Here is a 23,586-nt window from a genome sequence, read left to right on the forward strand (position 1 = left end):
AAGACACTAAAAGTGCTTTAAACTTAATCTTTCTATGAAATTTTACTTAACTAAAACCTCGTCATCCCGCGGCTTGACCGCGGGATCCAGTGACTTTAAAACCTTCATTTTAAGTTTCTAAATCGTGCCTGAGTTTTCAAAAAAAAGCCCGCTACTTAGCGGGCTTTTTAATAGAGTTTTTGGATTAACCTGTCATGTTTTCCCAGAATTTTTTCACGCCGTCGAACCAGCCTTTTTCTTTCGGACTGTTTTTGCCGCTGGCCAGTGTTTCACCAAATTGCTTCAACAAGTCTTTTTGCTCCTTGCCTAAACTGACTGGAGTTTCAAGAACCACACGACACATCAAGTCACCGGTGTATCCCGCACGCATGGCTTTAACGCCTTTGCCTTTTAAGCGGAACATTTTGCCGGTTTGCGTTTCTGCTGGAATTTTTAGAGAAACACGTCCTTCTAAAGTTGGTACTTCGATTTCACCACCGAGCGCAGCAGTCACAAAATTGACCGGCACTTCGCAGTAAAGATTAGCGCCATCGCGTACAAAAATCGGATGTTCTTTGACGTGCACCTGCACATACAAATCACCAGTTACTGCACCTGGACCACCAGCCTCGCCTTCACCTGACAAACGAATACGATCACCGGTATCAATGCCGGCTGGAATTTTAACTTGCAGGGTTTTAGTTTTCTGAACACGACCTTGACCATGACAATCAGTACAAGGATCTTTGATAATCTGACCGCTACCACGGCAATCAGGACAGGTTTGCTGAACTGAGAAGAAACCCTGAGTCATGCGCACCGCGCCTTGACCATGACAGGTGCTACAGGTAGCTGTACCTGTGCCCGCTTTGGCACCAGAGCCATCACAAGTGTCACAGTTAACCATGGTCGGAATACGAATGGTTTTAGTCACACCAGATACGGCTTCTTCCAGTGTAATCTCCATGTTGTACTGCAAATCAGAGCCACGAGCCTGACGTCGACCACCGCCGCCGCGACGACCGCCACCAAAGATATCACCAAACACATCGCCAAAAATATCGCCAAAATCAGCGCCGTGGAAACCGCCATGACCACCACCCATGTTCGGATCAACGCCCGCATGACCATATTGATCATAAGCTTGGCGTTTTTGTGGGTCATTTAGAACTTCATAGGCTTCCTTGGCTTCCTTGAAACGTGCTTCCGCATCCTTGTCATCAGGGTTACGATCCGGATGGTTTTTCATAGCCAAACGGCGATAAGCCTTTTTTAACTCGGCTTTATCCGCAGACTTTGATACACCCAATACTTCGTAATAATCTCTTTTTGACATACTTAACTACTTTGGTTGTTGATCTCTGGCTGACTTAAGCAGCTCACTACAGCAAACGCAGGACGGTATCCCAAGAGACCCTATCCTGCGTTATTTTACTTTCCTGAATGCCTGAGCAAGAAGCTTTTGAAATTACTTCTTATCTTCATCCTTAACTTCAGTGAATTCGGCGTCCACTACATCATCGCCAGCATCTTTAGTCTGCTCACCGCCTGGCTGTTGGCCGGCTTCTGCTTGCGCCTGGGCGTTAGCGTACATACGCTCTGCTAACTTGGCTGATGCCTGGCTTAGAGCTTCAGTTTTAGCTTTGATATCTTCGATCTCATTGCCTTTAATCGCTTCTTCCAGCTCATTGGCTGCTTTCTCGATGGCTTCTTTCTCGCCTTCTTCGAAGGTAATGTTCTCATCTTTTAGCGATTTACGAGTTGCGTGCACCAAACCATCAGCCTGGTTGCGCGCTTCGACAAGCTCCTGGAACTTCTTATCGTCTTCAGCGTGTGCCTCGGCATCTTTAATCATTTGATCGACTTCTTCTTCGCTCAAACCTGAAGAGGCTTTAATCTGAATCGATTGCTCTTTGCCAGTTGCTTTATCTTTCGCCGATACGTGCATGATACCGTTCGCGTCAATATCGAAGGTTACTTCAATTTGTGGCATACCGCGTGGCGCAGGTGGAATGTCCGCCAGGTCAAAACGACCCAGTGACTTATTCTCTGAAGCCATTTTACGCTCACCCTGTAATACGTGAACGGTTACTGCGGTCTGGTTATCGTCGGCTGTTGAGAACGTTTGCGATGCCTTCGTTGGGATCGTGGTGTTTTTCTCAATCAGCGGAGTCATAACGCCACCCATGGTTTCGATACCGAGTGACAATGGTGTTACGTCCAGTAGCAATACGTCTTTAACATCGCCTGACAATACAGCACCCTGAATCGCGGCACCTACGGCAACGGCTTCGTCTGGGTTAACGTCTTTACGTGGTTCTTTACCGAAGAAACCGGCTACAGCTTCTTGTACTTTCGGCATACGGGTTTGACCACCGACTAGAATCACGTCATTAATTTCTGAAGTTGAAAGACCTGCATCTTTCAGCGCCTGCTTAACCGGCTCCATGCTGCGCTCAATCAAGTCTTCAACCAGCGCTTCTAATTTAGCGCGAGTCAATTTCAAGTTTAAGTGCTTAGGACCTGATGCATCAGCTGTGATGTATGGCAGATTGATTTCAGTTTGCGTGCTTGAAGACAATTCAATCTTAGCTTTCTCGCCCGCTTCTTTTAAACGTTGCATGGCAAGCGCATCGCCTTTCAGGTCGATGCCTGAGTCTTTCTTGAACTCAGCTGCCAAGTATTCGATAACGCGCATATCGAAATCTTCACCACCAAGGAAGGTATCACCGTTAGTCGACAATACTTCGAAGGTATGTTCGCCATCCACTTCAGCGATTTCGATGATAGAGATATCGAAAGTACCACCACCTAAGTCATAAACCGCGATAGTGCGATCGCCGCGTTCTTTATCCATGCCATAGGCAAGGGCTGCCGCGGTTGGCTCGTTGATAATACGCTTAACATCAAGACCCGCGATACGGCCAGCGTCTTTTGTCGCCTGACGTTGTGAGTCATTGAAATAGGCAGGAACCGTGATTACCGCTTCCTTAACTTCTTCGCCCAGGAAATCTTCCGCTGTTTTCTTCATTTTCTTAAGAACTTCAGCAGAAATCTGTGGCGGAGCCATTTTCTTACCGTTCGCTTCAACCCAGGCATCGCCATTATCAGCTTCGATAATGTTGTATGGCACCATGCCTCTGTCCTTTTGAACGACGTCGTCTTTAAACTTACGACCGATCAAACGCTTGATAGCGTACAGAGTATTTTGCGGGTTAGTAACCGCCTGGCGCTTAGCTGATTGGCCGACCAAAGTCTCGCCATCAGTAAAGGCAATAATGGATGGGGTGGTACGCGCACCTTCAGAATTCTCGATAACGCGTGGTTTGTCGCCGTCCATAACGGCAACACATGAATTTGTTGTACCTAAGTCAATACCAATGATTTTGGCCATCTTACTACTCCAAAAATAACGTTAAAACTTGCTTGAAACATATATGGGGTGCGGGTTTTGGAGATCAACCCCTTGAACTTACTTTTTTTGGGGTTAATCATTAGAACAGACTGGTATACCGACAGGCCCGCAGATGACAAGCTATATTGGTTTAAGGGCCAAAATTTCAAGAGGGGCGACTAGATATTGCAGATTAAGGCTCATAAAAAAGCTGACCCGAAGGCCAGCTTTTTTGCTTCTAAAGAAACCTCTAGCTAGGAGAGGCTCATGCTAAGCATGTTTCTAAAAGGTTTCTTTATTGGCTACCGGGACAAGCTTGGTGTGCCTTGTCTTTTATTTCCTGAACTTTTGCTGCATCACCTTTTTTCTCGGCTTCTACTAATGCTTCATAGTCCGTATTTTCAACCACACACTGACAAGCGTCTTGTCGCTTAGAGCGAACATCTTCGGGTAATTGCTTAGCTTTGGCTTCACAAGTTTGCAGATCTTGCTGTTTCTTACTATTGGCTTCATTTGCGTAAGATGCGCCAGTTATAACAAGACCCATAATCATACTGAGGGTTAATAGTTTCTTCTTCATAATAATCACCTTTAAGATTTCAAATGTATATTATTGGGGGAAGGAGGAATTTATCCGTTAATTATTCAGTACAAGCTTCTTTTGCTTCCTGCTTAATTTTCTGGATCTTAGCTAAGTCACCTTTTTTCTTAGCTTCGGCTAAAGCTTCATAGTCAGTATTTTCGATTTCACATTCACATGACTTTTCAGCTTGATTTCCTTTCAGATTGGCCTGTTGTTGTGTTTGTGCTTCACATGCACGCACATCCTGCTCTTTCAAAACCTCGGGATCACCTGCATAAGCAGCACCGGCAGTAAGACCAAAAATTACACTTAGAACCACAATTGCCGTCTTCATAATGTTTCTCCTTTTTGTCACAAGTGGACTTATTTTTTAGCACGCTAAAAATTAAAGAAACACGATTCAGTTCACACTCAATTGTTTGTAATCACTTACTTGCTATTTTGTTGTTTTTTTGTGATAAAAGACACTGCGTTTGTGGCTACTGATAATCATAACCATTGCGAAACACGACACACGTTTAGACCACATAACCGACTGATTAATAAAGAATTTCTATTTTATGAAATATAAGAAATGAACACTTCATCACGATTTTAAAGGGAACTTTTCAAGGCAGGAACCTCTGTCAAATAACGAGGTCATAACTGGGATAAAAAAACCTCTTTAAGCCTTCAAAACTTAAAGAGGTTTGGTCTAAAAATTTACTTAGAGTTGAAACTAATATTCTGCGCTATGATAAATATTCTGTACGTCGTCCTGATCATTAGCCATGTCTAAAAATTTCTCAAACATTTCAAGATCTTCGCCGGAAATTGGCGTCATAACTTTGGGTACAAATTGGATTTCATCGACTTCAAACTCGATATCACCAAAGTGTTCTTGCAGAGCCTGTTTAGCTTTGAAGTAATCAGTTTGCGGAGCGAACACTGTGATTTTGCCATCTTCGTGCTCAATGTCGGTTACGTCCACATCGGCCATCATTAAAGCTTCCAAAGCACCTTCTTCATCATCACTTTTAAAGACGAAAATAGCGCTGTGATCAAACATGTGCATAACGCTACCTTCGGTGCCAATTTTACACTTGGTTTTAACAAAGCACTGACGAACTTCACCAAAGGTCCGGTTTGGGTTATCGGTCAGGCAGTCTACAATCACCATCACATTACCTGGCGCATAGCCTTCATAACGAGCAACCGCAAAGTCTTCTCCGGCACCACCTTGCGCTTTGTCTAAGGCTTTCTGAATAACATGGACTGGCACCTGGTCACGTTTAGCGCGATCCATCAGACTGCGTAATGCCAGATTACTTTCCGGCTCCGCCCCGCCCTGTTTAGCACAGACGTAGATTTCGCGGCTGTATTTACTGTAAACCCTGGCATTTTGATCCGAGGTTTTGGCCATAGATTCTTTGCGGTTCTGGAAAGCGCGTCCCATAAGATTCTCTCTTGATGAAATGTGATGAATAAATAAGCCGGATATTGTATTAGGCTTTTTATTGATTGGGAAATATTAATATAGCTGTCTGATCAGCTCTCTGTTTCTTTCTGTTTTGGTTTATAGAGCCCATTAAAGATAGTTTGCCAGTTATCGCCGTTATCTCGCGAAATCTGCCAGACCTGACGCACAAACTCTTTCTCCTGAGTCCAGCGGATACGATTCAGTGTTTTTCCTTGAGCACCCTGAGTTTCTCCCACCAACTCCATGACTCCATCTTTAATACCACCCTCAAGTTGCAGCAAGGTTCCTGTATTATCGACCCAGCTCTGATGCCATACCTCACGAGAAGCATCATAAATGTTATAGCTATTGCCGCGGAATGGGCTTTCACTTATCCAGTTCTCATGCAAAGCACAGCCATCAAGAACCTTAGTAATGGTGTTCTCACCCACTTTTTTCCCTTCAGGATTAAAAACTGCCCACTCACCAACCCAGAAATCAAATTGTCGGTGCTCTTCAGCTGGACAGCCTGGAGGTGGGGGCGGGGGTGAAGGTGGCGTAGTTTCTGCACTTAACGTAGCGCTAGCACCGCTAATGACCAGTAGTGTGATAAAACGAGCGAACAGCTTCATAGGGTTTCATCCATTAATTATAGATACCCTATTTCTACTCACCACCAGAGAAGCTGTCAATAATATATTCTTTAGATACAAAAAAGGCGAGCCCCTACATACTTGGAAAACTATTTAAATTTACTGGACCTCTAGCGGATCCCTTTTATTATCTTAGAGTCACTTTCAATTTAAATAGAATATATGTATAGCACATAGCAGCACTAAGAAGTGCAGAAGCTACTCCAAACATTGAGTAGCTCAATAGGTTAAAGTATTGCAGTATATTTTCAGCTAGAACATAAGAAATAGGTAATGTGAGGAAAAATACAATATATGCCTGGAGTTGGACCACTCCCCAGTTTGAGGCGAGTTTAGAACCACAGCTTTGACAATCAAATTCATTGTCAATCCTCTTGAACTTCAGCCTCATCAAACAAGATGGACATTTAAATTTACACATTATAATCACGCTATATTTACTTTTTATTTTTCGTTTTAAAGTCTAATAAGCCGCCTAATCCACCACCGATAGCTCCAAACAACGTAGCTCCAAGTGCTTCCTTCACATCAAATCCTGAGCTACTACTTGAAAAAAACTCATAAAAATACATTTGGTACGCAACGATACTTATTGCGATGCCTATAATCATATATTTCCCCATAAGACTTAACTCCTTTAATGCTTCTTTACTATTTAATTTGAACGCATGAAATATTATAGATTAATTTGCTCTGCCACTGATATGTCAAATAACATGCACTTTAGAGGGTATACGGGCATTTAAAGCTTCTCATTTTGATAGAGTATTGATGGGTTACACTGTGTTAACCCATCCTATGCCCAGTGTATGGCTTTAATAGATACAATAAGGGCGTGCACATTGGCCCGCCCCTACCTAGTTATTGATAGCTCACTGTGCGACAACAACTCGTGCTGGTCGAATCAAACGTCCGTTCAAGGTGTAACCTTTCTGGAATACGTCGATCACTGTATTCGATTCGTGCTCTGGGCTTGGCACCATGGTCATGGCTTCGTGCAGTTGCGGGTCAAACACTTCTTCCAGCGGATTGAGTTGTTCAACGCCAAACTTCTCCAGGGTGGACAGCGTCATTTTCAAAGTCAATTCCATCCCATCCTGAATCGCTTTGCTTTCTTCGCTTTCTGCTTTTAATTGCAGACCTTGTTCGATACTGTCAACCACGGCTAGCAGTTCAACAGCAAACTTCTCAATTGCATATTTGCGTGCACTGATGACTTCATTCTCAGAGCGGCGGCGAATATTTTCCGCTTCGGCTTTAGTGCGAAGTGCTAAGTCTTTATTGTCAGCAGCTTCCTGGCGGGCAGCTTCGAGCTCAGCTTCAAGCTCTGCAAATTTACGGTCTTCTTCAGTCATATCTTCAAATACCTGGCCTGCATCCACCTCGGATTGCTCGGCATCATTCTGCTCTGCTTCTGCAGCTTCTTGCTCAACCGCATTCTTAATTTCTTCAATCTTATCTTCAACCGATTGATTTTTATTGTCTTTTTCAGACATTAGCACTCTCTCCGATCTGCATTCATTAAATTGGTAAACTGGCCGATATATTAGGGTTTAGCTGTCCTTTTTCAAGGCTGAGCTGATTAATTTGGCGGTAATATCGACCATTGGAATCACTTTATCGTAGGCCATGCGCGTCGGCCCAACGACTGCCAAAACGCCGACTGCCTTGCCGTCGATGGAATAAGGTGCACCGACTACACTGCATTGCGAGAACACATCATAACCAGACTCTTCACCAATAAAGAGTTGCACACCATCGGCACTCAAGCATTTATCCAGCAAAGTCAGCATTTGGGTTTTCTCGGCAAAAGCATCAAACACTGACTTCAGATCCGATATATCACCCGTGTAGTTGAGCAGTTGCGATCGACCCGTTACCTGTACTTCGTCATCATTTTCATCTTTGGAAAAGCCTTTCTCGGCCACTTCCATCATCGAAGACATCATCGCGTCCATCTGCGCGCGATCACTCTTTAACTCTTGCAGCAACTCCTGACGCACCGTATTCAATTCTTTGCCGGAGAAATGATGGTTTACATAATTAGACGCCTGCTGCAATTCATCGCGCGACACTTCGGAGTCCAGTTGGATGACTCGATTTTGCACTTCACCGTCATCGAGAATCAGAATCACCAGAATCTTGTTCTGAGATAACGGTAAAAACTCAACGTGCTTAACGCGTGTCACATCACGACTTGGCACCCGGATCAGACCCGCCATATTGGTCATGTTAGACAACATGCGGCTGACACTGGACAGCATTTCACCGGTTTCCGAGGCCCGACCCAGTTGCTGCTGCAACTGTTTCAAGTAGGCTTCTTCAACATTAGAAACCGTTAGCAACTGATCCACAAACACACGCACACCTTGCGCGGTAGGAATACGTCCCGCAGAAGTATGCGGCGCGGTCAGCAAACCCATCCCTTCTAGGTCCTGCATCACGTTACGCACCGTAGCCGGGCTTACCGACAGCTGCGTTTGCTCAAGCAGCTTTTTCGAGCCCACGGGCTGACCACTGGCGATATAAGTTTCCACCAGAGCCTTCATCAGAGTTTGTGCACGTTGATCAAATTTGCTCATAAGTCATCTTAACAATCTGGCGTCGTCCAGCCGGCAATTCTATAAAACCACAAATTATGGCAGACGACTTGCCTATTTGCTCTATATATTCTTAAATGTGGTTCAATATGACAATTACAAGTAATTAACCACTAATCATGCCGTCACAACTGAATTTTGCAACCATTGGCATCATGGGTAAGCCCAAGCATCACGAAGTTGGCGAAACCATTGTCACCTTATTTAGCTACCTGCAACAGGAAAACTATGCCGTGCTGGTCGAAGCAGCGGTTGCAAAAGATTTGGATATCCCTGCCAATGTACAGTGCGACTGGCAAACGCTGGGCGAAAAGTGCGATCTGATCATTGTCGTCGGCGGTGATGGAAGCATGCTGTACGCCTCACGCTTAATGGCACAGTACAACAAACCTCTACTCGGTGTGAACCGCGGTTATTTAGGTTTCTTAACCGATATTCAGCCGCAGCAGGTCACTGAAAAAGTTAGCGAGATTCTGGCCGGAGACTACACAGAAGAGCGTCGTTTTTTGCTGGAAGCCAATATCGATGGTGATGATCGCTCCAGCGATGCACTCAATGACATCGTGCTCTATCCCGGTGAGATTTCGCGCATGATTGAGTTTGAGGTCTATATCGACAACTCATTTGTCTATAGCGCCCGCGGCGACGGCCTGATTATTTCAACGCCTACCGGATCTACCGCCTATTCATTATCTGCTGGAGGCCCTATCCTGTCTCCATCCATTAACGCCATCACGCTAGTGCCGATGTTCCCACACACTTTATCCAGCCGGCCTATTGCCATTGATGCCGATAGTAAAGTAGATATCGTATTCAGCAACAGCAATCCGAACGAAGCACGCTTAAGTTGTGATGGTCAGGTACGTTTTCCGGTGCAACCCGGAGAGAAAATCTGTGTCCGCAAACGCAAACAGGACTTGTGGTTGTTGCACCCAAAAGATTATGATTACTTCCGCTTATTAAGAACCAAATTGGGCTGGGGCTCAAAGCTCTAAGCTGGACTCTGGACCAGACCACCAAGAAGCCATAACAACTTATGCTAACCAGTATTCATATCAAAGATTTCGCGATTATCGATCAACTGGATCTCGACCTGAAATCCGGCATGACTGTGATCACCGGGGAAACCGGTGCCGGCAAATCGATTATGGTCGACGCCCTGTCTTATGCACTGGGTGAACGCGCTGACAGCAACGTGGTGCGCAACGGTGCCAAACGTGCTGAAATCAGTGCCTATTTTGATATCCAGCAATTGCCGCATGTTAAGGACTGGTTAGACGAACAAATGCTGGATGATGACGACCATTGTATTTTGCGTCGCGTCATCAATCATGATGGTCGTTCCAAAGCTTTCGTAAATGGCCAGCCGGTCAATCTGGCGCAGGTGTCGGAACTGGGCGATTTTCTGGTGGATATTCACGGACAACATGAACATCAATCCCTGTTCAAACCTCAGGTACATTTGCAATTGCTCGACCGCTACGCGGGATTAACTGAGCAAAGTGCGGAACTGGCCAAAGTAGCCAGTAAAATCAGTACCATTTCTTCCAAGCTCAAAGCCTTTCAAAGTGCCCTGAAAGATAAAAATGATCGAAAAGATCTGATCAGCTTTCAGTTACAGGAGTTAGAGCAGGCACCCATTGATAAAGCCAACGACATTGAACTGGAACATAAGCGTGCCGCCAACGCCAGCCGCCTGCTGGAAAAAGGTCAACAGAGTCTCGCTGCCCTGAGTGAAGATGAAGACACCATTTCTTCCAACCTGGGCCGCATTGTCCACAACATCAGTGACATGCTGGCAGTGGATGAAGGTTTAAAAAATACCCATGATTTATTGCAGTCAGCGCTGGTTGAAATTGACGAAGCCAGTCATGAACTGCGCGATTATCTGGAAGGGCTTGATATCGACCCGCAAGCGTATCAGGAGCTCGATCAACAGATATCTGCTTTACATGACCTGGCACGCAAGCATCAGGTCAGCATGGAAGACCTGCCGCAAACCTTACAAGAGTTACAGCAGGAGCTGGAAAATCTGGAAGGCGATGAGCAAACCTTTGATGATCTTGAGAAAGAACTCGCCAAACTCGAAAAGCAGTACCTTGAACTGGCCAAAACACTCAGCACCAAGCGCCACCAAGCAGCCAAGAAACTGAATCAAGAAGTGGTAAAACTGATGCAGCAACTTGGTTTAGGTAATGGTGTTTTCGAAGTGGCCTTTAATGAGCAAGATGCCAGTGCACATAAAAGTACCGGTTTGGAAACCGCAGAGTTTATGGTCAGCACCAACCCGGGGCAAAAACCGATGCCATTGCGTAAAGTAGCATCCGGCGGTGAGCTGTCTCGGATCAGCCTGGCACTACAAGTTATCAACGCACAAACCACTCAATTACCCACCCTCATTTTCGATGAAGTAGATGTCGGCATTGGTGGCGGAACCGCCGAAATCGTCGGCAAGCTATTAGCAGAGCTTGGCAAACAAGCTCAAATCCTCTGCGTGACCCATCAGGCACAGGTCGCCGCTCAAGGCCACCACCACCTGCAAGTCAGCAAGTCACAAGACAAGAAAGCCACTCAAACACAGCTTCTGGAAATCACCGAAACTCAGCGTATCGAAGAAATCGCCCGCATGATTGGCGGCGTCGAAATCACCGCAACCATTCGCCAGCACGCTAAGGAATTGTTGAAATCGGCATAAAAAAGAGCGGTAGCACCGCTCTTTTTTTGTTTCTGCGTTTCTGCGTTTCTTCATTTTTTCGCTGGAATAGAAAGCTCTGGACGGTGACGATAAATATTGTATTTAGTCTTACTATAGCTTTGACTAAACCGATCAAATATCTCATCCACCTTCTCTTCTGAACCCAAATGCTTTTCTGCCAGTTTTCCAAAACTTGGTTCAGGAGGTTGCATGTCAGCAAAGTTTTTAAACGGAAATGCTAAATTAAGCTCATTAGAACCGGTAACATTGTAAGTCCACCCCCAGCTTCGATCCCACTTCATAGCTTTTGCCAGATCGCTAATTTCTTTCACTGACTCACCAATGTTAGAGCCCGGTTTGATATGGTAACTACGGACGCCTACGAAACGGTAGCTTTCATCATCTTGCCAATGACTATTTTCCATGTCCACCCAACTGTAATGATGGGCATAGCGCTCAACATACTTGCCAGCACCTTTTTCCCAGTCATTCATTATCTTTGAGTCACTTGACCACTTTTCATAAGCATCTTGTTCTGCCCATTTGAAGCAACAATACCGGATAATATATCGATTAAAGTGAGAACCCGTATGAGGCGTATAGACCTGCCAGCTTCGAGTATCACCTGCCTTTTGGCGGGCTTTAATATGCGACTTGAACGCTACTTCAAAGTCTTTTTCTGAGCCCGATTTAACATCCATTGTCCACATGCTGACTAGCGCAGGAGGTTTTTCTTCTGCTGCAAATACGGTTAATGGATTTAGTAAAAAAGCCAGGAACGCGAGAATCGCGACTGTTATGAGAGAATGCTTGTACATGGTAAAACTCCTTAGTAGTAGTTAATTCCATCCCCTGACAAGCACAAGCTGAAGGTGCCAAATTAGCACCGAATAGTAGTTAGCATACTCATTGCTGTACAAAATTCAATCAATTAACAAGTTTTTTATAATCAAAGTATGCTCCTCCTTAAACATGCTTAGCCGCTCTCCGATACTGGCTGTTTAAAGAGAGCCTATAGAATGGATTGCACAACCCATCGGTTGCTTTGATGATGGGTTACGCATAAATGCTAACCCATCCTATAGTTCTACTAAAATGTGTGGTTTCGCTCAAGAGCAAGGCGCAAGCTGGCGAAAAAACGGAGGCGACCTTTAATTTATAGCTCTTAAACGTAGGATTAAAATGAGGATTTTGCTTGAGAGTGCGTGACTATAAGAAATACCTTTAGGTACGGCAAATTTACCGCGCATCGAAGGAGTGCATATTAAAATTTTAAAATGTGGATTTTCGCTCAAGAGCAAGGCGCAAGCTGGCGAAAAAACGGAGGCGACCTTATAGGTCGTTGAGTATTTTGCAGCCACTTGCAACACAGCTATTGGGCGAAAAGACCATTTTAAAAGTTACTTCTTGTTTTTGACGTATAAGACAAGACTATGATCCACAATTTCAACACCATGCTTCTTGGCAATTTTGTGCTGTAACTCTTCGATCTCCTCGTTGAAAAACTCTATCACGGTGCCATCATCCACATTAACCATGTGGTCATGGTGTTCGCCATCATCAATTTCAAATACGGAATGGCCACCTTCGAAATTATGGCGGGTAACGAGTCCAGCTGACTCAAATTGGGTTAATACTCGGTAAACCGTTGCTAATCCAACATCATCACCAGCTTCGAGCAATAGTTTATAAACGTCTTCCGCGCTTAAATGGCGATCATCGGAACTTTCCAGGATTTGTAATATCTTAACCCTCGGTAGAGTAACCTTTAATCCGGCTTTTTTAAGTTGCTGATTTTCCAAAAACTCATCCTCCAATAGATTTGCGCGGCAAAATGATTATACTATGCCAAGAATTTATGAAAAGCCATTCAGTATACTTGTGAATGGCGATTACAGCAAAAAACACTAACTATCAGGATTTCCATGAAAACTATTTTTCTTTCTGCACTTTTGCTCAGCTTCAGCCTTTTAAGTGCCTGCGTTTATAAACCAACCATTCAGCAAGGTAATATCCTTGAACAATCTGAAGTGAACAAGATTAAACCCGGTATGACTAAGGATCAGATTTCCTTCGTGCTAGGTAATCCGGCTCTTGACACAAACCTTAATGCTGATACCTGGTACTACTTGTATTATATGGTGCCATCGTCTGGCGATAGACGTGAAGAACGTTTGATTCTGCACTTTGAAGGCGATGTGTTGCAATCGATGGAAGGCACCATTAAGCCTGAAGCTGAGGAATAATCCTTAGCAACTTGTTTAAGAACCCTGCTTCGGCAGGGTTTTTTAATGCTTTTCCTTCTGAGACTTTTCCTTTTGGTATTCTTTTAACAACTGATAGCACATTGCTTCTGATGCCTGATGATGATTTTTCTTGCCTAGCATGGCTATAGTCAGTTTTAACTGCTTGAGATATCGACGACAGCTCACGCACACAAAGAGATGCAGCTTGACCTGAATTTTCTTTCCAGTAGTCATTTCATCATCAATGTATTCGCTGGCCTGTTCGACCAGATGTTTACAGCTTAACATTCGCCTGTCCTCTGAAATTTTGCTACTACCTGCTGAATTTTATCCCTGGCACGATGCAATAGCACTCTGGCATTGGATGAACTTACCTCTAAAATGTTACAAATTTCTTCCATCCCCATACCTGCAGAGTCACGTAACTCCATAATGTATTTCTGTTGATCGGGCAGGCGAGTCAGGTGTTTATCGACACAGTCTTGTAATTCATCGGCAGCCAGTAACTCATCCGGGGAGCTAATATCCCAAGCTGGGTTTCGCTGATTCCAGTGACCGCTACTATCAAAGCGTGGATCGCTTATCATTCTGGAGTCTGTCGACCAGTTTTCATCGACCGACTCCAAAGATACGGAACGCGATTCTTTGCGGTAACGATTTTTGGCTTCATTGGCAACAATTCGAGTGACCCAAGTCTTCAGAGCCGAGCGACCTTCGAATTTGGGCAGGGCTTTTATCACCGACACCCAGGCTTCCTGTACTACCTCGTCCGCAATTGAGTGGCCAACGATTGCCGCAGCGACACTATATAAAGAGGGATGCCAGGCTTTAACAACAGTCACAAATAGCTGCTGGTCATGATTGATAAGCCTTTGAATCAATTCGTTTTCTTCGGGCAAGTCAGTTGTATCCATCAATCCTCTTTAATTCATCGTTACTTCGACCCAGGGTGGCCATGCCTATTAGAATAACGGCATTAGAGTAGCATTTGCTATCAATATTACACCCTAGCTAGTAATTGCAGTTTTCACTATCAATAGTATATTGAGTGATAAATTATGTCTGCACACTTTTTTAATTCACTGGAAGGTATAAATCGATGCAATTAGAAGGCTTCATGTCATTTGTTAAAACCGTTATGGAATGGATAGCGGGCTTTTTTGTCATTGCTATCATCCTCCTAGTTTTGACCATTATTGCCTTTTATATCATTGATTCTACTCAGAAAAAACACGCGATTAGACACAATTTCCCAGTCATTGGTCGTTTTCGCTATTGGTTTGAACATTTAGGTGAGTTTTTCCGTCAATACTTCTTTTCCATGGATCGTGAGGAATTGCCTTTTAATCGTGCAGAGCGAACCTGGGTCTATCGAGCCGCTAAAAATATTAGTCGAACCCAGGCTTTTGGTTCCACTCGAAATTTGAACCAGGTCGGTACGGTTCTGTTCATGAATGATCAGTTTCCGACTCAGGAGGAAAATGCTGTCGAAGCATCTCCGGTGATGATCGGTCCCTACTGCCGCACCCCTTACCTCGCTCGCAGCTTCTTCAATATTTCCGGCATGAGCTACGGTGCGCTTTCTAAAGTCGCGGTAGAAGCCTTATCGCGCGGAGCAGCACGTGCGGGTTGCTGGATAAATACGGGAGAAGGCGGGTTATCCTCTTATCACTTAGCCGGAGGCGGTGATGTGGTATTCCAGATAGGAACCGCAAAATATGGCGCTCGTGATGCAGAAGGCAAATTAAGCGACGATAAACTCAAAGAAGTTGCGCAACATCCCCAAGTTAAAATGATCGAGCTCAAACTGGCGCAAGGCGCCAAGCCGGGCAAAGGCGGTATTCTTCCCGCAACTAAAGTCACAGCCGAGATCGCGCGAATTCGAGGCATCCCTGAAGGGGAAGCCTCCATCAGTCCCAATGGCCATCGTGAAATTCATAATGTCGGTGACTTGCTGGATATGATTAACCGCATCCGTGAAATTACCGGCAAGCCGGTCGGCTTTAAGACTGTGCTCGGTGGCGAACATTTCTTATTTGATCTTTGCGCCGAGATCCATAAACGTGGCATCGAATTTGCACCTGACTTCATTACCATTGATAGCGCCGATGGTGGTTCAGGGGCAGCGCCACAACCCTTATTTGATTATGTAGGCTTAACCCTTAAAGAAAGCCTGCCCATGGCTATCGATATTCTTCAGCAACAGGGGTTACGTGATCGGATCAAAGTTATCTGCTCAGGCAAAATGATTAACCCATCGGCAGTGGCCTGGGCCCTGGCTATGGGAGCAGACTTTGCCCTGTCAGCACGCGGATTCATGTTCGCTCTTGGCTGTATCCAAGCCATGCAATGCAACAAAAACACCTGCCCAACGGGCGTTACCACCCATGATCCCGATCTACAAAAGGGGCTGGATATCACAGACAAATCGGTTCGCGTCTATCATTATCATAAGAATATGGTTAAAGCAGTTGGCATGATTGCGCACTCTTGCGGGGTAAAAGAACCTCGCCGATTAAAGCGTCATCATATGCGGCTTGTAACAGAAACCGGACTTTCGACTCCAATAGATAAGGTTCACCCTTATCAAGAAAACAAGATTCCGACTAAGAATCTCTAAATTCACACCAAAAGGAGTATATTGATGCAAACTTTAGCGGATAAATATTACAGTTTTACCGGGGCAATCTGTAATTCAGTCAAGCACATTGATGGATTACCTCCATTGCTGTTTCGGGTACTCCTGTTCTTCCCTTTTTGGGAAGCGGGAACTCGAAAGTTTGCCAATTTCGAGAACACCTCAAACTGGTTCGGCAATAGCGAATGGGGGTTAGGATTACCATTCCCCGATGTAATGACTTTTTTAGCGGCAAGTACAGAAACTGTTGGTGCCGTTTTGTTATTGACTGGTTTTGCTGTTCGCTGGGCAGTCATCCCATTGATGATTACCATGCTGGTCGCTATTTTTGCCGTACATTGGGATAACGGCTGGTTTGCCATCGCGCAATCAACCGATCCAGAAATTTCCGAGCGCCTTGCAAGAGCACGAACCATTCTCCAAGATCATGGTAATTACAGCTGGCTCACTGAAAAAGGTAATATTGTGATACTGCAAAACGGTATCGAATTTGCAGCAACTTACTTTATTATGTTGCTATCCTTGTTCTTTACCGGCGCAGGGCGATACGTCTCGGCAGACTACTGGTTAACTAAGATCTTCCCAAAGAAACAGTAACGATGTTAGACAGACAAATATTGGCGATATTGAGCTGGCGTCAATCTTGTCTGTCTTTTGAAGCTTTGTGTCATATGACTTTGGTGACTGAATCCAGTTTGTAAACTAATGTCCGATAAAGACGCTTGTGTTTTTAACAACTCCTTTATGCGTTCCACGCGAGCAAAGGCAATAAACTGAGCCGGTGGCACGCCAAATGATTGTTTGAATGTTCGAGCAAAGTGATAAGGACTCAGGCCAACCTCTGTCGCTAGTACTTCTATCGTCAGCTTTGTCGATAATCCCTCTACAATAGAGTTCTTTAGGCGCTTCTTCTGATGGCTCGACAATCCACCCGTTACCATTTCTTTTTTTATAGGGTGCGCGTTATAGGTTTTTACCAGATGCCCAATCAGCTCTATTTTTAGTTGCTCTAGCACTAAGGCATGCATCTTTGTGGCTGTGTTTACCGCCTGAGCAAAAAACTTTTTGAGTATGGGGTCTTCCGCATACACCACGTCTGTTAATTCAAACATGCGTACGTCCATATCGAAATAATAAGCAGCGCTACGCTTTAATGTCAGATCGCTTAAATAAAAGTGTGCGAACTCCAGCTGATTGCCCAGGTGCCACAATGACTCGTGCCCCTGTGGCATGATGCACAATCTCCCAGAGCCGCCCCGCTTTAAACGCTGATCATGGCGATAGCTATTGTCACCACCTCGCATATAGAGACTGATGGTATGCTCTCGATCATTTTCATAACGCACGGTTTTGGGGCTAATCTTCCAATGCTTAAAATCCAGCCCCTCCGTAAGCATACGCTCTTCAAGTCCGATGACACCGCTTTGTTCAAAGTCTGGCGCACAAGCTTCAGCTGTCCCGTTTTGTCTGTCCATAATATTCCTAGCATCAGCCACTAAAAAAAGTAGCAAGATTTTGATATATAAATAGCCTTATTGTTAACAAAATACAATTTTAGAACGTAACTGAATATGAATAATAAGGACTTATTGTGATATCCAATATGAACCGAAGAGCCTTTCTTTCATCAACAGTCAAAGTGGGAGCGTCTATAACTCTAGGCTCTACTTTGGTCGGCCTGACAGGCTGTAGTGAAGAGATCAAGCGCCCCACATTCAACCTTAAATCAGATCCCAAAGGGATTTGTGACCTGCCTGAGGGCTTTAGTTACACTATCATCTCTGCGTATGGCGAAATGATGAACGATGGGCTTGAAGTACCTGACTATCATGATGGCATGGGTTGCTTCGCAGGTCCCAATAACGCCATCGTACTGGTTCGCAACCATGAAATTTCAACCTATTTTCCAACCGACCCTCCGTCCCCATTACCGGAGCATGCCTATGATCCCGACTCCAGCGGTGGCGCCACCACCATCTGGCTTGATCAAAAGATGAAAGTAACTAAACATTTTATGAGCTTAACGGGGACTATCCGTAACTGTAGCGGTGGTGTCACACCCTGGAATACCTGGATCAGTAGTGAAGAAGCAGCCAATGAAGGTTGGTTTATGGGTAAACGCCACGGTTATAATTTTGAAGTAGATCCATTTAGTGGCATAAAAAAAGTGGAGCCATTAAAGGCGATGGGCAGATTCAACCACGAAGGTGTGGCAATCAGTACGCAATCTGGCATAGCTTATCAAACCGAAGACAATCCAAAGGGTTGCTTCTATAGATTCATTCCCAATAAACGGCAACAGCTAGCTGATGGCGGTGAGCTACAGGCTCTTAAATTTTCTGATAGTTCTATTACCCACACCTCAAAAGATAAACTCCAACTTAATAAAGCCTATCCTTGTCAGTGGGTAACGGTTGAAGAACCTGATCCAGAAGAAAACACTGTGTATCAACAGGCTAAGGCCAAAGGCGCGGCTGTTTTTGTGCGCGGCGAAGGCATTATTGCTGAGCCTGATGGTATTTACTTTGTATGCACTTCCGGTGGTGCCAAAAATAGAGGCCAAATTTTCAAGTACACCGAAAATCACGATGGTAGTGGCTTCATCACGCTGGTGTATGAAGCCGATGATAAAGGTATTATTGATCGACCTGACAATATCACCACCAATCAGTGGGGGGATCTGATTCTCTGCGAAGATACAGGCCTGGATAAAAAGTGTTTGGTTGGACTCACTCCACAAAAGAAAGTCTATTATATCGCTGCCAATACTCAAGCCGAGTGGGCAGGCGCCTGCTTCTCTCCCGACCAAAAAACACTCTTCGTCAATATCCATAAAAAGCCGGGGATGACGCTAGCGATTCAAGGTCCCTGGGAAAAATTGCGCAGCTAACCCTCATTTTTTGTTTTAAATACTACTCAAGCCAGCTTCTGCTGGCTTTTTTGCAAAAGCGTGCTGTTTGACGGTGCTAATCCGACCACAATTCCCGTACAATAAGCGTATCATTGCACCCATTTATGGCGAACCTAATTAAGTTTGACTAACTTATGAGCGACTACTTCAAAAAATCTCTAGATATTCACCGTTATTTACGTGGCAAGTGGGCCATCAAGAGCAAAGTCCCGCTTCAGAATCGTGAAGACTTATCCATTGCCTACACTCCCGGTGTGGCCGCCGTTTCTAACCATATCGCCAAAGATAAAAACTCCAGTTACCTCTACACCATGAAAGGTAATTCCGTGGCTATCGTATCCGATGGTTCAGCAGTATTGGGTCTTGGCAATATTGGCCCCGAAGCTGCGCTGCCTGTGATGGAAGGCAAAGCCATTTTGTTTAAAGAGTTCGCGGATATTGATGGAGTGCCTTTGGTGCTCGACGCTAAAAGTGCTGCAGAAATCATTACTGCAGTGAAAGCGATTGCTCCAACTTTTGGTGGCATCAACCTGGAAGATATCGCGGCGCCCAAATGCTTCGAAATTGAAGAAGCGCTGCAGGACATTGGCATTCCGGTATTCCACGATGACCAACACGGTACTGCGATTGTTTTACTGGCAGCCTTAATCAATGCCTGTAAAGTCACCGGTAAAGACATAAAACAACTTAAAGTCGTAATCAATGGCGCTGGTGCAGCCGGTACCGCCATTGCGAAACTCCTCCGTTGTGTTGGCCACGATGAAGCAGCCTGTATTCCGGTTGAGGATGTGCTGGTCTGCGATTCCCAAGGTATCATTTCACCTGACCGTTCTGATCTAAATGATGAGAAGAAGAAATTACTGGCCTATACCAACCGTCATAACCGTAATGGCAAATTGTTGGATGCATTAACAAATTCCGATGTCTTTATCGGTGTGTCCAAAGGCAACTTGTTAACTGGCGAAAACATCAAGCTGATGAACAAAGACCCCATCATTCTTGCAATGGCCAACCCTATTCCGGAGATTATGCCTGATGAAGCAATCGCTGCCGGTGCAGCTGTTGTCGGCACGGGACGTAGCGATTTCCCGAATCAGGTTAATAACGTATTGGCCTTCCCGGGTATTTTCCGCGGCGCATTAGAAGCTCGTGCAACCCGTATTACGGAAGCGATGAAAATTGCCGCAGCTTATGCGCTAGCTGATGCCGTCAATCATCTTGCACCGGATCACGTATTGCCGGATCCATTAAACCGCAATGTGGCACAAAAAATTGCAGAAGCGGTAAAACAGCAAGCGATTAAAGATGGTGTGCAACGCCCGCTTTAATTTTGTTGCTGACAACTTAGTATTTTTTCAACGGCCCGAGTGAGCAGCTCGGGCTGTTCCATCATAATCAGATGTTCTTGAGAGGCAACCGGCCAGTAAGCGCCGCATTCGCTCTTTTGAGAGATTTGAAAAAACCAATCCCTTCCTTCATCTCGCCATTGAATAATGGATGCTTTAACTGACTCATCCTCAATTTTCGGCAAGTAGCCTGTTTCAAAATCACTATCAATAATAACCAACGGTAGCTCGACTGGCAGTGGGTTTTTTTGTGCTTGAATCAGATCGTCACGATAATGAGTAGTTTCCCAAAATTTATCTAATTGGTAACGACGAGTATTTCTGACCTTTTCAACCGCCGAATAGAAATTCCAATCCATATAGTGTTCATGCTCAGCAGAAATAATCGATTGTAAATGCTCTCGCTCATCATTGATTTTCTGCTGCATGATGTCATCGTATTTACCATCATTGATAAATTGCTCAATTTCATCCCAACCTTTTCGATAGCGTTCCGTTTCGGAGCTGTAATGCTCAATAGAGTGCTCGGTTAACGCATCAGGATCGATGAGCACGGCACCTTTAACCAATGCAGCAGCCTCTCTATCCTGCATCAAAGAATGAAGCGATAAATTGGAACTGGCAAACGCAACGATAATGACCGGCCTATCTTGTAGCGCAATAAACTCTGCTAAATCTTTCGCAAAGTTCAGGTAAGAAGGTTTCTTGACTGATTCCGACCAGGCATGCCCGGCTCGGTCAATTAAAACCGTGCGATATTCTTGAGCAAGAAAACTTTGTCCTAATGCCCACCAGCCACTATCACTGTGCCAGTTGTCCGTTGGCCCGGATAATAAAATCAGATCGGGTTGTGAAGGGTCTTCTTCGCCAAGTTTACGGATATGCAGGTTATGGTCATTAATCCTTATTAGCTCACTACCTAAAGGAAGTTGACTATCACTTTCCGAGTCTGTGGATTCAGCATAAACTGACCCGCCAAACAGCGTCATAAATATCAATAAGCAAACCCGTTTCATCACTTTATACTCCTTAATTCTTAAGGGTTTTATTCTATTAGTTAACCGCCTGACTTAATGCAGATTTCTGTAACAGATTGTAACTGTTAAACGTCTTATTGTTTTAATGTGATATTGTCGTAAGTTCTGAGAAAACTTCTCAGATAAATTGTATGGTATAGAAGCGGGGTAGCTCACATGAAATCAATAATTACAGTCACAGGAAGTATTGCCTTAATACTCGCCTCCCTATTGCACTCATCAGTTTTAGCTCACAGCGGATCGCATCCGGTGCGTTATGTTGCTGAAGATGGTACCGATCAGGGTGATTGCTCCAAGCCATCCTCACCTTGTGCGAGCATAGCTTATGCCGTCAATCAGTCCAGCAAAGGCGATAAAATCCATGTCGCATCAGGTACCTATCATGCTGGTGAGATGGACATCTTCTATTTGCTTAACGATATGGTGGCTGTAAAAGGCGGTTTTTCGACTCAGGATAAATTTGCCAAGCAAAATGCTGATCAACATCTAACAACCATTACTGGCATTCCTGCCGATTACCGCGAAAAATTAGCCAATAAAGGTTTTCGCTTACTACAGGATGCCAAGGGACTACCTGAGCAACGGCTCAAACCAGAGTATCTAAAACTACTTGAACGCTATCAAAAAATCACTACCAGTGTTGAAAAACAACTAACCTGTTCAAACGGCCAGGCTGGTGAATACCCATGCCATAATGTTGATCTTGAATCGCACTTACCGTTAAGCCAATTAAGCTCATCACCATCCAGTGCCAATGATATCTGGGGGTATGTTGATCTCAATAATAACCGCGAATATGCAGTGATGGGGATTTATAACGGAACAGTGCTGATCGATGTGACGGATCCTGCAAACCCAGCTGAGGTTGATACCATTACCGGTGCCAATAGCACCTGGCGCGACGTTAAGGTTTACCAGTATTTCGATGATGTCGCTTCTGAGTATAAAGTCTATGCTTACGTCACCACCGAAGGTCAGGGCGGATTACAGGTTATCGACTTAAGCAATGCTCCGCAGTCAATTGAACTGGTCAATACCATCAGTGTTTTCCAAACGGCTCATAACGTCTATCTTGGTAATATTGACTACGCTAATGGTACAGCACTTGATGGCCAAGACGCCTATTTATATATTGCCGGCTCTAATCTTGATAACGGTTCTTATCGCGTATTTGATCTGACCGACCCGGTTAATCCAGCCCTGATTACTACGCCCAGCTCAGCCGGTTATGTGCATGATGCAACCAATCTGATTATTGACGACGCACGGACCGCTCAGTGTGCAACGGGCCATAATCCTTGCGAAATCTTCGTCGACTTTAATGAGAATACCGTCGACATCTGGGACACCACCGATAAATCAAACCCATTCAAGGTCAGCAGCACAGGCTATGCTGGCGCTAGCTATACCCACTCCGGCTGGTACTCAAAAGATAAAAATTACATCTTTATTCAAGACGAATTGGACGAACGTAATCGAGGTGTCAACTCCACCCTTTATGTGATGGATATTCAGGATTTAACCTCTCCCAGAATTGTCGGTTCTTATGTCGGTTCAACACCGGCCATTGATCACAACGGATTTACGCTCGAAGACAAATATTATATGTCGAACTACAAACGCGGCTTAACAATTCTAGATGTATCTAATCCTGTTGACCCCAAAGAGATTGGTTTTTTCGATACTTATCCGATTCCCGAAGCCAACGACCCACAGTTCGACGGTGCTTGGGGAGCTTATCCTTATTTACCCAGTGGCAATATCCTGGTCAGCGATATTTCTAATGGATTATTCGTATTAAAAGATAATAGTCAGATTGGCGGTTCTGAGCCTCCTGCACCACCCCAGCCTGAACCAGATTCAGGTGGCGGCGGAGGTGGTGGCTCAACCTCGCTTTGGTTATTACTTGGATTAACACTGTTCGGCATGAGAAGGAAACTTATGTCTAACTAAACGACTCCTCAAGGAGGAGCAATTCTGGGACTCGCCGCATTAAGCTGCTATCCATTGCTGGAAATCCTACCCCTCCAAACCTCTGGCAGGATGGGTAGCAGTGCGGCCCCAGT

23 protein-coding genes are annotated in these 23,586 nt (G+C 44.8%); 8 read left to right on the forward strand and 15 right to left on the reverse strand.

Translation table 11 applies throughout. The features are described 5' to 3' along the window. Positions 1-184 precede the first annotated feature (184 nt). The 9 genes from dnaJ to hrcA all read right to left on the reverse strand — a co-directional run bounded on the left by dnaJ (position 185) and on the right by hrcA (position 8,629). Entirely contained in the window at positions 185-1,315 is a 1,131-nt protein-coding gene (gene dnaJ / locus ACYTXU_RS10990; RefSeq protein WP_462206817.1) for a molecular chaperone DnaJ, read from the reverse strand. Between the two features lie 132 nt (positions 1,316-1,447). Continuing rightward, positions 1,448-3,373, reverse strand: a complete 1,926-nt coding sequence (gene dnaK / locus ACYTXU_RS10995) for a molecular chaperone DnaK (RefSeq protein WP_462206818.1) — start codon at positions 3,371-3,373, stop codon at positions 1,448-1,450. A gap of 295 nt (positions 3,374-3,668) precedes the next feature. Continuing rightward, positions 3,669-3,953, reverse strand: coding sequence for a hypothetical protein (locus ACYTXU_RS11000; protein ID WP_462206819.1), 285 nt, complete (start codon positions 3,951-3,953; stop codon positions 3,669-3,671). A 61-nt stretch (positions 3,954-4,014) separates the two neighbouring features. After that, positions 4,015-4,290, reverse strand: coding sequence for a hypothetical protein (locus ACYTXU_RS11005; RefSeq protein ID WP_462206820.1), 276 nt, complete (start codon positions 4,288-4,290; stop codon positions 4,015-4,017). Positions 4,291-4,674: 384 nt separating this feature from the next. Continuing rightward, entirely contained in the window at positions 4,675-5,391 is a 717-nt protein-coding gene (locus ACYTXU_RS11010) for a YebC/PmpR family DNA-binding transcriptional regulator (protein WP_462206821.1), read from the reverse strand. Between the two features lie 92 nt (positions 5,392-5,483). Then, positions 5,484-6,026 (reverse strand): hypothetical protein, encoded by a 543-nt coding sequence (locus tag ACYTXU_RS11015; RefSeq protein ID WP_462206823.1) that lies wholly within the window; start codon positions 6,024-6,026, stop codon positions 5,484-5,486. Between the two features lie 458 nt (positions 6,027-6,484). Continuing rightward, complete coding sequence (locus ACYTXU_RS11020) at positions 6,485-6,670, reverse strand: hypothetical protein (RefSeq protein WP_462206825.1); 186 nt, start codon at positions 6,668-6,670, stop codon at positions 6,485-6,487. A gap of 249 nt (positions 6,671-6,919) precedes the next feature. Further along, positions 6,920-7,543, reverse strand: a complete 624-nt coding sequence (gene grpE, locus ACYTXU_RS11025; protein WP_462206827.1) for a nucleotide exchange factor GrpE — start codon at positions 7,541-7,543, stop codon at positions 6,920-6,922. A gap of 57 nt (positions 7,544-7,600) precedes the next feature. After that, positions 7,601-8,629 (reverse strand): heat-inducible transcriptional repressor HrcA, encoded by a 1,029-nt coding sequence (hrcA, locus tag ACYTXU_RS11030; RefSeq protein ID WP_462206828.1) that lies wholly within the window; start codon positions 8,627-8,629, stop codon positions 7,601-7,603. 137 nt (positions 8,630-8,766) lie between these two features. Here hrcA and nadK point away from each other — a divergent pair, with 137 nt between their 5' ends. Both nadK and recN read left to right on the forward strand, forming a co-directional pair. Beyond that, complete coding sequence (gene nadK, locus ACYTXU_RS11035) at positions 8,767-9,642, forward strand: NAD(+) kinase (protein ID WP_462206829.1); 876 nt, start codon at positions 8,767-8,769, stop codon at positions 9,640-9,642. Between the two features lie 41 nt (positions 9,643-9,683). Beyond that, positions 9,684-11,342 carry a DNA repair protein RecN gene (gene recN / locus ACYTXU_RS11040; RefSeq protein ID WP_462206830.1) on the forward strand — a complete coding sequence of 553 codons (1,659 nt, stop codon included), beginning with the start codon at positions 9,684-9,686 and terminating at the stop codon, positions 11,340-11,342. Positions 11,343-11,392: 50 nt separating this feature from the next. On the opposite strand, the gene ACYTXU_RS11045 is transcribed toward recN, so the two are convergent. Both ACYTXU_RS11045 and fur read right to left on the reverse strand, forming a co-directional pair. Further along, on the reverse strand, positions 11,393-12,160 hold the full coding sequence (locus ACYTXU_RS11045) for a hypothetical protein (RefSeq protein ID WP_462206832.1): 768 nt from the start codon (positions 12,158-12,160) through the stop codon (positions 11,393-11,395). A 582-nt stretch (positions 12,161-12,742) separates the two neighbouring features. Further along, positions 12,743-13,144, reverse strand: coding sequence for a ferric iron uptake transcriptional regulator (gene fur, locus ACYTXU_RS11050; RefSeq protein ID WP_462206833.1), 402 nt, complete (start codon positions 13,142-13,144; stop codon positions 12,743-12,745). A 123-nt stretch (positions 13,145-13,267) separates the two neighbouring features. Here fur and ACYTXU_RS11055 point away from each other — a divergent pair, with 123 nt between their 5' ends. Continuing rightward, positions 13,268-13,588, forward strand: a complete 321-nt coding sequence (locus tag ACYTXU_RS11055; RefSeq protein WP_462206834.1) for an outer membrane protein assembly factor BamE — start codon at positions 13,268-13,270, stop codon at positions 13,586-13,588. A 42-nt stretch (positions 13,589-13,630) separates the two neighbouring features. Here the strand turns inward: ACYTXU_RS11055 and ACYTXU_RS11060 are convergent, their stop codons facing one another. Both ACYTXU_RS11060 and ACYTXU_RS11065 read right to left on the reverse strand, forming a co-directional pair. Beyond that, positions 13,631-13,876 carry an anti-sigma factor family protein gene (locus tag ACYTXU_RS11060; protein WP_462206835.1) on the reverse strand — a complete coding sequence of 82 codons (246 nt, stop codon included), beginning with the start codon at positions 13,874-13,876 and terminating at the stop codon, positions 13,631-13,633. Continuing rightward, positions 13,870-14,502 carry an RNA polymerase sigma factor gene (locus tag ACYTXU_RS11065; RefSeq protein ID WP_462206836.1) on the reverse strand — a complete coding sequence of 211 codons (633 nt, stop codon included), beginning with the start codon at positions 14,500-14,502 and terminating at the stop codon, positions 13,870-13,872. Before ACYTXU_RS11065 ends, ACYTXU_RS11060 begins: the two co-directional genes overlap by 7 nt. Before the next feature lie 185 nt (positions 14,503-14,687). Between ACYTXU_RS11065 and ACYTXU_RS11070 the strand changes: the two genes are divergently transcribed. Next, on the forward strand, positions 14,688-16,208 hold the full coding sequence (locus tag ACYTXU_RS11070) for an FMN-binding glutamate synthase family protein (protein ID WP_462206838.1): 1,521 nt from the start codon (positions 14,688-14,690) through the stop codon (positions 16,206-16,208). 24 nt (positions 16,209-16,232) lie between these two features. After that, positions 16,233-16,823: an HvfX family Cu-binding RiPP maturation protein gene (locus ACYTXU_RS11075; RefSeq protein WP_462206839.1), complete on the forward strand. Its 591-nt coding sequence runs from the start codon at positions 16,233-16,235 to the stop codon at positions 16,821-16,823. Between the two features lie 5 nt (positions 16,824-16,828). Here the strand turns inward: ACYTXU_RS11075 and ACYTXU_RS11080 are convergent, their stop codons facing one another. Beyond that, positions 16,829-17,701 carry a helix-turn-helix domain-containing protein gene (locus ACYTXU_RS11080; RefSeq protein WP_462206841.1) on the reverse strand — a complete coding sequence of 291 codons (873 nt, stop codon included), beginning with the start codon at positions 17,699-17,701 and terminating at the stop codon, positions 16,829-16,831. A gap of 128 nt (positions 17,702-17,829) precedes the next feature. Here ACYTXU_RS11080 and ACYTXU_RS11085 point away from each other — a divergent pair, with 128 nt between their 5' ends. Together ACYTXU_RS11085 and ACYTXU_RS11090 are read left to right on the forward strand one after the other, a co-directional pair. Then, positions 17,830-19,116 (forward strand): alkaline phosphatase PhoX, encoded by a 1,287-nt coding sequence (locus ACYTXU_RS11085; protein WP_462206842.1) that lies wholly within the window; start codon positions 17,830-17,832, stop codon positions 19,114-19,116. 155 nt (positions 19,117-19,271) lie between these two features. After that, positions 19,272-20,465, forward strand: a complete 1,194-nt coding sequence (locus ACYTXU_RS11090; protein ID WP_462206843.1) for an NAD(P)-dependent malic enzyme — start codon at positions 19,272-19,274, stop codon at positions 20,463-20,465. Here the strand turns inward: ACYTXU_RS11090 and ACYTXU_RS11095 are convergent. Then, complete coding sequence (locus ACYTXU_RS11095) at positions 20,462-21,499, reverse strand: alpha/beta hydrolase (RefSeq protein ID WP_462209418.1); 1,038 nt, start codon at positions 21,497-21,499, stop codon at positions 20,462-20,464. The genes ACYTXU_RS11090 and ACYTXU_RS11095 overlap by 4 nt on opposite strands. A 177-nt stretch (positions 21,500-21,676) precedes the next feature. Here ACYTXU_RS11095 and ACYTXU_RS11100 point away from each other — a divergent pair, with 177 nt between their 5' ends. Further along, a complete protein-coding gene (locus ACYTXU_RS11100) occupies positions 21,677-23,473 on the forward strand; it encodes a choice-of-anchor B family protein (RefSeq protein WP_462206844.1) in 1,797 nt (598 codons plus the stop codon). Positions 23,474-23,586: the final 113 nt, after the last annotated feature.

This window comes from Kangiella sp. M94 (assembly GCF_054926195.1).